The sequence below is a fragment of the Phenylobacterium sp. LjRoot225 genome (genome assembly GCF_964252855.1).
Classification (GTDB): Bacteria; Pseudomonadota; Alphaproteobacteria; order Caulobacterales; family Caulobacteraceae; genus Phenylobacterium.
Genome location: NZ_CAXUPL020000001.1, coordinates 159,086 through 168,743 on the forward strand (window position 1 = coordinate 159,086; position 9,658 = coordinate 168,743).

The window sequence follows — 9,658 nt, forward strand, 5'->3', positions numbered from 1 at the left end:
CGGAAGGAGGATCCCAGTTGACAAAGTAGTTGCGATATGGGTTAAATATTGTCGAAATTAGCAAGGAGATCGCCATGGCCGACGCGAGAGGGTTGATATCCGCCGTCTGCTACCGCGACCCGAAGGCGGCCCTGGCCTGGCTGGAGCGGGCGTTCGACTTCGAGCTGGCCATGCTGATCGAGGACGCCGAGGGCGATCTCGCCCATTCGGAGATGCGCCACGGCGAGGCCCTGATCATGATCGGGAACGAGTGGAGCGAGGACCATCGCAGCCCCGCCTCGATCGGCGGCAAGACGACCCAGACGGTTCACATCAATATCGACGTCGACGTCGACGCCCACTGCGCCCGGGCGCGCGGCGCGGGCGCCGAGATCCTGGCGGAGCCGGCGGACCAGTTCTACGGCGCGCGAACCTACCGATGCCGTGACCCTGAGGGGCATATCTGGACGGTCGCCCAGACCACGCGCCAGGTGTCCCGCGAGGAGGCCGAGCAGGCCAGCGGCCTGAAGATCACCGGATGGGTGTGAGCCCGAGCTCCGGTCTGGACCGGACTCTGGCGGCCCTGGCCGAGCCCAGCCGGCGGCGCACGGTCGATCTGCTGGCGGCGGGGCCTCGCGCGGCGGGCGACCTGGCGCGCGAGCTCGGCCTGACGCCCCCGGCGATGAGCCGCCACCTGCGCGCCTTGAAGGCCTGCGGTCTCGTGGAGGAGACCCATCCGGAGTTCGACGCGCGGGTGCGGATCTACGCCCTGCGGCGCGAACCCATCGCCGAGCTCAAGGCCTGGCTGGCGGAGGCGGAGGACCTGTGGGTCGAGCAGCTGGCCGCGTTCAAGGCCCACCTGGAGACGGATCGATGAGCTCGAAGGTGCTCGTCGCCCTGCGCGTCAAGGCCTCGCCGGAGCGGGCCTTCGCCGTCTTCACGGGCGAGATCGGCGCCTGGTGGCGGCCGAGCGCCCTGTTCCAGACGACCCCGCGGGCGCCCGGCCGGCTCGCCTTTGAAGGCGGCGACGGCGGTCGGCTCATCGAGACCCTGGAGGGCGGCAAGGTGTTCGAGATCGGCCGCGTGCTCGCCTGGGAGCCGCCCAGGCGCGTGGTCTTCTCGTGGCGCCAGGCGAGCTTTCCGCCGGATCTCGCCACCGAGGTCGAGGTGGTGTTCGAAGCCTTGGGAGAGGAGACGCGGGTCAGCGTCGAGCACCGCGGCTTTGACCGTGTTCCGGCGGACAGCGCCGCCCGGCACGGCTTCCCCGATGCGGCCCTGCTGACTCGCCTGGCGGAGTTCTGGCAGGCTCAGCTGGCGAGCCTGCGGAGCGCGGCGTGAGCCTGATGCGGCGCGTCGAAGGTCTGAGGAGGCGGATGACAGCCAACGCTGACGCCAGACCAGCCGACGACCGCGCGGCGGTCGGCTTCATCCTGGTCAGCCTGGGCCTCGACACCCTGTCGATGGCGCTGCTGATCCCGGTCTTTCCGCCGCTGATCCAGCAGTTCCAGCACGGCGACGCGGCCGCGGCCGGGCGATACATCGGCATCCTGACCGCGGCCTGGGCGGTGGCGCAATTCTTCGGCGCGCCGATCATGGGGGCGCTGTCGGACCGCTTCGGACGCCGCCCGGTGCTGCTGGCCTCGATCGCGGGGCTGGGCCTGGACTATCTGCTCATGGCCTTTGCGCCCAACCTGGGCTGGCTGTTCCTCGGTCGGGTGCTGTCGGGCTTCACCGCCTCGAGCTTCTCGGTGGCCACGGCCTATATCGCCGACGTCACCCCGCCGGAGCAGCGAGCCGCGCGGTTCGGCCTGACCGGCGCCATCTGGAGCTTCAGCTTCATCGTCGGGCCCGCCCTGGGCGGCCTGCTGGGGGCGATCGACCTGCGGCTGCCGTTTTTCGTCGCCGCGGGGGTGACCCTGGTCGCCGCCGTCTACGGCCTGCTGGTGCTGCCGGAGTCCCTGGCGGCGGAACATCGCGCGCCGTTCAGCTGGGGCAAGGCCAATCCCGTCGCCTCGCTGGGCTTCCTGGGCTCCCACCCCGAGCTCCTGTGGCTGTCGGTGGTCAACTTCCTGATGCAGTTCGCCCATGCGGTGCTGCCGACCTTGTTCATCCTCTACGCCGGCAATCGCTACGGCTGGTCGCTGCAGGTGACAGGCTCGGTCCTGGCGCTGACCGGCGTCTTCGGCCTGGTGGTCCAGGCCGGCCTGGTGCCGCGGGTCGTGCGGTGGATCGGCGAGGTGCGGACCCTGGTCGCCGGCCTCCTGGCCGGGGCGGCGGCCCTGGTCATCTACGGCCTGGCGCCGAGCGGGGCGCTCTTTCTGCTGGGCGCGCCGGTCGGGGCCCTGCTCGGCCTGTTCGGGCCGGGATTCCAGGCCATCGCCACCCGTCGGGTGGGCCCCAGCGAGCAGGGGCGGCTGCAGGGCGCCAACAGCAGCATCGCCGGCCTCACCAGCATGATCGCGCCGGCGGCCTTCGGCTACATCTACGCCTGGTCGGCGCAGCCGGAGCGAGGGGCGGCGGCGACCGGCGCGGCCTTCCTGATCGCCGCCGGCCTCCTGGCGCTGGGCGCCCTTGTGGTCGCCGTGGCCGTCGCGCCGCACGGGAACGCGCGAGAGCCGGCCGCCTGACTGGACGGGAGCGCCGCGAGCGCCCAATTTGCGCCCGAAACCTTGGCTGAGTTCCGCCGTTGCAAGAGACCCTGAGCGCCGTCGCCAGGTGAACCGGAGAGCCTATGCGCGACTACCGCGTCCTGATTCCCGCCATCATCCTCCTCGCCGCCTGTTCGCCGCCCCGCGACACCCAGGCCCAGACGACCCTTCCGCCGGCGACCCGGACGCCGCCGACCAGCGCTGCGGCGATGAAGATGTCCTTCGCCCCCGTGGTGAAGAAGGCCGCGCCCGCGGTCGTCAACATCTCCTCCAAGCGCCTGGTGCGCCAGCAGACGGACCCCTTCTGGGAGCTGTTCGGCATGGGCGCGCCCCGCAGCCGGATCGAGGGCTCGCTGGGCTCCGGCGTGATCGTCCGCGCCGACGGTGTCATCGTCACCAACAACCACGTGGTGGAGGGCGGCCAGGAGATCACTGTCGCGCTGGCCGACCGCCGCGAGTTCCCGGCCCGGGTGCTGCTGGCCGATCCGCGCACCGACCTGGCCGTGTTGAAGATCGACGTCACCGGCTTGCCGACGCTGGCCATCAACGATCTGGGCGACGCCCAGGTCGGCGACCTGGTGCTGGCGATCGGCGACCCCTTCGGCGTCGGCCAGACGGTGACCAACGGCATCGTCTCGGCGCTGAACCGCTCGGGCGATCCGTCGAGCGACGCAGGTTCGGCCTACATCCAGACCGACGCGGCGATCAATCCGGGCAACTCCGGCGGCGCCCTGGTCGACATGAACGGCGACCTGATCGGCATCAACAGCTTCATCCTCTCCCGTTCGGGCACCTCCTCGGGCGTCGGCTTCGCCATTCCGGGCGCCCTGGTGCGCCGGGTGGTGGAGACGGCGGTGGGCGGCGGCCACACCCTGGTCCGGCCCTGGTTCGGCGCGCGGCTGCAGAGCGTGACGCCGGAGATGGCCCGCAGCCTGGGCCTGGCCACGCCCTCCGGCGCCCTGGTCGCCGACGTCTGGCCGGGGGGACCGGCAGACCGCGCCGGGGTGAAGCAGGGCGACGTCGTGCTTTCGGTCGATGGCCGCGCCGTCGTCGACGCCTCCGCCGTCAACTATGCGGTGGGCACCCATCGGGTCGGCGACACCGTCAGCGTCGGCCTGCGCCGCGGCGGCCGCGACCAGACCCTCGCCTTGCGCGCCCAGGCCGCGCCGGCCACACCGGCGCGCGACGAACAGACCATCGCCGGACGCAATCCTTTCACCGGCGCGACGGTGGTCAACCTGTCGCCGGCGGTCGCCGATGATCTCGGCCTCGACGCCTTCAAGCAGGGCGTGCTGGTGACCAAGATCATCGGCGGCCCCGCCGCGGCGGTCGGGCTGCAGCCGGGCGACATCGTCCGCTCGGTCAACGGCCGGCGCATCCAGGCGGTGGGCGACCTGGTCGCCGCCACCGCGCGCCCGGCCCAGGCCTGGCAGGTCACCATCGAGCGCGGCGGCCAGCAGATCTCGGCGACCTTCCGCTAGGAGGTATGATAGAGCCCGGCGCATGGCCGACCTGTTCGAAGCCGCGGGCCTGACCCCTCAGGCTCCGTCGCCGCTCGCCGAGCGGCTGCGGCCCCAGCGCCTCGACGAGGTGGTGGGTCAGGACCATCTGCTGGGCGAGGGCGGCCCGATCCGGCGGATGGCCGAGGCCGGGCGGCTGTCGTCGATGATCCTCTGGGGGCCGCCGGGAACCGGCAAGACCACCATCGCGCGCCTGCTGGCCAAGGAAGCCGGCTACGAGTTCCAGCAGCTCTCGGCGGTCTTCTCCGGCGTGGCCGACCTGAAGAAGGCGTTCGAGGCCGCCCGCGCGCGCCGGGCCGCGGGCCAGTCCACCTTGCTGTTCGTCGACGAGATCCACCGCTTCAACCGCGCCCAGCAGGACGGCTTTCTGCCCTTCGTGGAGGAGGGGATCGTCACCCTGGTCGGCGCGACCACCGAGAACCCGTCGTTCGAGCTGAACGGGGCGCTGCTCTCCCGCTGCCAGGTCTATGTCCTGAAGCGGCTGGACGAGGCGGCGCTGGGGACCCTGCTGACCAAGGCCGAGGCCTTCGAGGGCCGGCCGCTGCCGCTGGAGCCGCAGGCGCGCGAGGCCTTGATGGCCATGGCCGACGGCGACGGCCGCTACCTGCTGACCCTGGCCGAGACCCTGTTCAACATCGGCTCGGCCAAGCCGCTCGACATGAAGGAGCTGGGACGCGTGCTGCAGAAGCGCAGCCCGGCCTACGACAAGGATCGCGAGGAGCACTACAACCTCGTTTCGGCCCTGCATAAGTCGATCCGCGGCTCGGACCCGGACGCGGCCCTCTACTGGCTGGCGCGCATGCTCCAGGGGGGCGAGGATCCGCTGTTCATCGCCCGACGGCTGATCCGCGCCGCGGCCGAGGACATCGGCGAGGCCGACCCCATGTCCCTGGTGCTCGCCAATGCGGCGAAGGACACCTACGACTTCCTGGGCTCTCCGGAAGGCGAGATCGCGCTGGCGCAGCTGGTGGTGCACATGGCCTGCGCGCCGAAGTCGAACGCCGTCTATGTCGCCTTCAACCAGGCGATGAAGGCGGCCAAGGAGACCGGCTCGCTGACGCCGCCCAAGCACATTCTCAACGCGCCGACGCGGATGATGAAGGACCTCGGCTACGGCAAGGGCTACGCCTACGACCACGACGCCGAGGGCGGCTTCTCCGGCCAGGACTATTTCCCCGAGGAGATGGGCCGGCGCAGCTTCTACAAGCCGCGCGACTCCGGCAACGAGGTCCGCATCAAGGAGCGGCTGGAACGCTGGGCGGCGATGCGAGCGCAGCGGAAGGGGTGATGCCGAAAATGCCCCCTCAGTCGCTTCGCGACAGCTCCCCCGCTGCGCGGTGGAGCATCTTGGCCGCAGATCCTCCACCGCGCAGCGGGGGAGGTGGCTCGCGCAGCGAGACGGAGGGGGCGTTCGGCGCATGAGCCCCCGCCTGCCACGCAAGGCCCGCGCCGAGCCCGTCCCCATCAAGCTCACCGCCGACGAGATCGCCCTCGTCAAAAGCCTGGTGATCTACGAAGACCCCGACATCCTGGCGCTCAACAAGCCCTCGGGCCTGTCGAGCCAGGGCGGGCGCGGGCAGGTCAACACCCTGGACGAGCTGCTGTGGGCCTTCGCCAAGCCGGGCAAGGCGCGGCCGCGGCTGATCCACCGGCTGGACCGCGACACCTCCGGCGTGATCCTGACCGCCAAGACCAAGCCCGCCGCCGGCTTCCTCGGCAAGGCGATGATGGCGCGCAAGTTCGCCAAGACCTATCGGGCGATCGTCACGCCCGGCGCGCCGCAGCCGGACCAGGGCGTCATCGAGGCGGCGCTACGCCGCGAGGAGATCGGCCGCGAGGCCTATATGCGCGTCTGCCCGCCGGACCACCCCGACGCCGAGAGCGCTCGGACCCGCTACCGCACGCAGAAGGCGACCCCGGCCGCGGCCCTGCTGGAGCTGGATCCCGAGACCGGGCGGATGCACCAGATCCGGGTGCACCTGGCCTCGATCGGCCGGCCGATCGCCGGAGACGCGCGCTACGGCGGCGCGCTGGCGGTGCAGGGCCACGCGGCGCCGCGGCTGATGCTGCACGCCGCCGCCCTGATCTTTCCGCATCCGGGCGGCGGGCTGAAACGACTGGAGGCGCCGACGCCGCCCGACATGGCCGCCTTGCTGGCGGCCCTCAGGCTGGATTGACCGGGCGCCAAACTGGACCGAACCGGAACGGCGGCGCAGGTTGGTCCGTTCAATCCGCGAAGTCGCGGAACGCACAACGCTTTTCGCCCGTGAGCAAAGTCAGATGAAACCGTTCCTCCTCGCCGCAGCGGCCGCCCTGACGCTGGCGGCCTGCGCTACCGCGCCCACCGTCTACCAGCCCGCCGCCGGCCCGACCGCCATCGGCTATTCGGAATACCGCATCGAGCCCGGCCGCTATCGCGTCACCTTCCAGGGCGGCTCGGGCGCGCCCCCGGAACAGGTGATGGACTTCGCCCTCATGCGCGCCGCCGACCTGGCGCTCGCCGAAGGCTATGACTGGTTCCGCGTCTCCGACCGCTCCATGCGGGCGACCGGTGGCGGAAGCCGCGGCCCGCGGATCAGCCTCGGCGTCGGCGGGGCCGACTTCGGCCGTCGCAGCGCGGTCGGCGTGGGCGTCGGCACTGGCTTCGACCTGGGCGGCGGCGGCGGCGGAGCGGCGGCGGCGACCCTCGAGGTCTTCATGGGCCGCGGCCCCAAGCCCGAGGGCGTGGATGTCTACGATGCGCGCGCGGTGCGGCGCACGCTGGGTCGCCCGGCCTGACCCTTTGCGCGGTGAAGCCTGTCGTCGCATAAGGGTTTGATGCTGAACTATCTCTTCGTCGGCCTCGGCGGCGGCCTGGGCGCCATCGCCCGCTACGCCGTGGGCTCCCAGGTCACGCGGACCTTCGGGACCGGCTGGCCCTATGGCACCTTCGTCATCAACATCGTCGGCGGTCTGTGCATGGGGCTGCTGATCGCGACCCTCGCCCACCGCGGCGGCGCGGACCAGGAGCGCTGGCGGCTGTTGATGGGGGTCGGCGTGCTGGGCGGCTTCACCACCTTTTCGGCCTTCTCGCTGGAGATCGCCCTGATGATCGAGCGGCGCCAGCTCTTCAGCGCGGCGCTCTACGCCGCCGGCTCCGTCGGCCTTTCGGTCGTCGCCCTGTTCGGCGGCATGTTGATCGCCCGGCGCGTTTTCGCATGAGAGAGGTTCGCACCCTCGTTGTGGACGAGGGCGAGGAGGGGGTGCGCCTGGACCGCTGGTTCAAGCGCCGCTGGCCGCACCTCAACCACATCCAGATCCAGAAACTCACCCGCTCGGGCCAGATCCGGGTCGACGGCGCCCGCGCCAAGCCGGACACCCGGCTCGCCGCCGGCGCCCAGGTCCGCGTGCCGCCGCTGCCCGACGCGCCGACGCCCAGCGAGGTCAAGCGCCTCGACCCGCGCGACATCGCCTATGCGCGCTCGCTGGTGATCTATGAGGACGAGGAGGTGCTGGCGCTGAACAAGCCCTGCGGTCTCGCCGTCCAGGGCGGCACCAAGACCATCAAGCACGTCGACCGGCTGCTGTCGGCCTGGGGCGAGGGGTTGGATAGGCCCAGGCTGGTCCACCGGCTCGATCGTGACACCTCCGGCGTGCTCGTCTTGGGCAAGACCCCGGGGGCTGCGGCGCGGCTGGCCGGCGCCTTCGCCAAGCGCCGCGCGCAGAAGATCTACTGGGCGCTGGTCGCGGGCCTGCCGAAGCCGTCGGAGGGGGTGCTCGAGCTGCCGCTGGCCAAGCGCGGCGTCGGCGACCGCGAAATGGTCGTGCCTGCCGATCCCAAGGATCCCGACGCGGAGACCGCCGAGACCGAGTTCGTCATGCTGTCCAACGCCGGACGCCAGGTCTCCTGGATGGCGCTGTGGCCGCACACCGGCCGCACACACCAACTGCGCGCCCACATGCTGGCCATGGGCCACCCGATCCTCGGCGACCCCAAGTACAACAACGGGGCCTCGGCGGCGCTTTCGGAAGGCCTGAAGTTGCAGCTGCATGCGCGACGGCTGGTCCTGCCGCACCCGTCGCGCGGGACCCTGATGCTGGAGGCGCCGCTCAGCAAGGAGATGCGCGCCGGCTTCGAGCGTTTCGGCTTCGACGAGCACGAGGCCGATCCGGAACCCTTCGAGAGCCGCATGCGGCGGTAGGGCGCGGCGGACACAGTGGCGGCGGCTCGCGTGTCCCGGCCCTTGCGTCCGCGCCGCTTTGTCCCCATTCCACCGCCATGCGTAAGGGTTTCCACGAGCCGGTCGAAAAGCCGCGCCGCTTCTACAAGGCCGTCGAGGTCGCCGAGGCCGAGGGTGGTTTCGCCGTCCTGCTGGACGGTCGCGCCCTGCGTACGCCGGGCGGCCGGCGGCTGATCTCTCCGAGCCCCAGGCTGGCGGATGACATCGCCGCGGAGTGGGCCGCCCAGGAGACGACCATCGAGCTGGCGCGGATGCACGCCACGCGCCTGGCCAATACAGCGATCGACTCGATCGGCGCCGCGCGTGAAGCGACCGCCGACCAGATCGTCCGCTATGCCGGCGCCGACCTAGTGCTCTATTTCGCCGAGGAGCCTGAGGCGCTCGTGCGGCGTCAGACGGAGGCCTGGGGCCCGCTGCTCGACCGGGCGGAGCGGGAGGCGCGGCTCTCCTTCGTTCGCGCTTCGGGCATCATTCACCAGGCGCAGCCGCAGGAGAGCCTCGACGAGGTGCGCCGCATCGCGCTCGGGCTCGACGACTTCGCGCTGGCGGGCCTGGCCTTCGGCGCCGCCCTGTTCGGCTCGGCCGTCCTGGCGATCGGCCTGCAGCGCGGCTGGCTGAACGGCGTGCAGGCCTTCGAGCTGTCGCGCGTGGACGAGGCCTGGCAGGAAGAGAAATGGGGCGTCGACGCCGAGGCCGCCGAGCGCGCCGGCCGCCTGCGGGCCGAAGCCGAGATGCTCGATCGCTGGTTCCTCGGGTTGGCCTGACGCGTTCTAGCCTCCCCGCCGCCGGAGCAGGGGGAGGACCGCGAAGGCGACCTGGGCCAGCAGGCCGAGCAGGATTGAGCTTCCGACATAGTCCCTGAAGAATTCTTCTGCCGAGTGCTGGGCGGCGAGGATGGCGATCGCGGCCTCGGCGCCGATCATCACGGCCAGTGCGACGCCGCCCATCGCCAGCCGCTCGACGAAGTGCTGGGAGACCTCCATCTGCTCGGCCGCCCAGCCGCAGGCGTACCAGGCGATCGCGATCATGACGGGCGCCTCGAGCGCCAGGGAGGCGGCCTCGCCGGCGAGCGGTGTCACCCATAGGATCCGCACCAGGCCCAGGACAAGTGCGGCGCCGGACACCGCCACGCAGTAAAGCACTCCGGCTTTGACGGTGCGGGTTTCGATCATGGCGAAGCCTCGCACGCCGGATTTGGCGTAACATTGCTCGATGATATTTCCCGGCCGCCTTTGGACCGGAACCACCGCCCCATCCCCGAGTTTCCGCGCGTACGGGCAGATTGGCCCCA

Annotated in this window: 12 protein-coding genes; 11 read left to right on the plus strand and 1 reads right to left on the minus strand. The window is 71.3% G+C overall.

The genetic code is table 11. The annotated features are described in order from the left end of the window. Nucleotides 1–74 precede the first annotated feature (74 nt). From ACSQ2B_RS00810 to ACSQ2B_RS00860, 11 genes are all read left to right on the plus strand, one after another. Nucleotides 75–527 carry a VOC family protein gene (locus ACSQ2B_RS00810; protein WP_436046537.1) on the plus strand — a complete coding sequence of 151 codons (453 nt, stop codon included), beginning with the start codon at nucleotides 75–77 and terminating at the stop codon, nucleotides 525–527. Further along, complete coding sequence (locus ACSQ2B_RS00815) at nucleotides 518–856, plus strand: ArsR/SmtB family transcription factor (protein WP_436046538.1); 339 nt, start codon at nucleotides 518–520, stop codon at nucleotides 854–856. Before ACSQ2B_RS00810 ends, ACSQ2B_RS00815 begins: the two co-directional genes overlap by 10 nt. After that, on the plus strand, nucleotides 853–1,317 hold the full coding sequence (locus ACSQ2B_RS00820) for an SRPBCC family protein (RefSeq protein ID WP_436046539.1): 465 nt from the start codon (nucleotides 853–855) through the stop codon (nucleotides 1,315–1,317). The genes ACSQ2B_RS00815 and ACSQ2B_RS00820 overlap by 4 nt, the downstream gene beginning before the upstream one ends. A 35-nt stretch (nucleotides 1,318–1,352) precedes the next feature. Continuing rightward, nucleotides 1,353–2,606, plus strand: a complete 1,254-nt coding sequence (locus ACSQ2B_RS00825; RefSeq protein ID WP_436046540.1) for an MFS transporter — start codon at nucleotides 1,353–1,355, stop codon at nucleotides 2,604–2,606. 104 nt (nucleotides 2,607–2,710) lie between these two features. Next, nucleotides 2,711–4,108, plus strand: a complete 1,398-nt coding sequence (locus tag ACSQ2B_RS00830) for a Do family serine endopeptidase (protein WP_436046541.1) — start codon at nucleotides 2,711–2,713, stop codon at nucleotides 4,106–4,108. A gap of 22 nt (nucleotides 4,109–4,130) precedes the next feature. After that, complete coding sequence (locus ACSQ2B_RS00835; protein WP_436046542.1) at nucleotides 4,131–5,435, plus strand: replication-associated recombination protein A; 1,305 nt, start codon at nucleotides 4,131–4,133, stop codon at nucleotides 5,433–5,435. 130 nt (nucleotides 5,436–5,565) lie between these two features. After that, nucleotides 5,566–6,324, plus strand: a complete 759-nt coding sequence (locus tag ACSQ2B_RS00840; RefSeq protein WP_436046543.1) for an RluA family pseudouridine synthase — start codon at nucleotides 5,566–5,568, stop codon at nucleotides 6,322–6,324. Between the two features lie 103 nt (nucleotides 6,325–6,427). After that, complete coding sequence (locus ACSQ2B_RS00845) at nucleotides 6,428–6,925, plus strand: CC0125/CC1285 family lipoprotein (protein ID WP_436046544.1); 498 nt, start codon at nucleotides 6,428–6,430, stop codon at nucleotides 6,923–6,925. 39 nt (nucleotides 6,926–6,964) lie between these two features. Continuing rightward, the gene (gene crcB, locus ACSQ2B_RS00850) at nucleotides 6,965–7,348 is read left to right on the plus strand and encodes a fluoride efflux transporter CrcB (protein ID WP_436046545.1); all 384 of its coding nucleotides are present in this window, start codon (nucleotides 6,965–6,967) and stop codon (nucleotides 7,346–7,348) included. Next, nucleotides 7,345–8,328, plus strand: coding sequence for an RluA family pseudouridine synthase (locus tag ACSQ2B_RS00855; RefSeq protein WP_436046546.1), 984 nt, complete (start codon nucleotides 7,345–7,347; stop codon nucleotides 8,326–8,328). Before crcB ends, ACSQ2B_RS00855 begins: the two co-directional genes overlap by 4 nt. Nucleotides 8,329–8,405: 77 nt before the next feature. Further along, the gene (locus ACSQ2B_RS00860; protein ID WP_436046547.1) at nucleotides 8,406–9,131 is read left to right on the plus strand and encodes an ATP12 family chaperone protein; all 726 of its coding nucleotides are present in this window, start codon (nucleotides 8,406–8,408) and stop codon (nucleotides 9,129–9,131) included. 6 nt (nucleotides 9,132–9,137) lie between these two features. Here the strand turns inward: ACSQ2B_RS00860 and ACSQ2B_RS00865 are convergent, their stop codons facing one another. Further along, nucleotides 9,138–9,539, minus strand: a complete 402-nt coding sequence (locus ACSQ2B_RS00865; protein WP_436046548.1) for a hypothetical protein — start codon at nucleotides 9,537–9,539, stop codon at nucleotides 9,138–9,140. Nucleotides 9,540–9,658 lie beyond the last annotated feature (119 nt).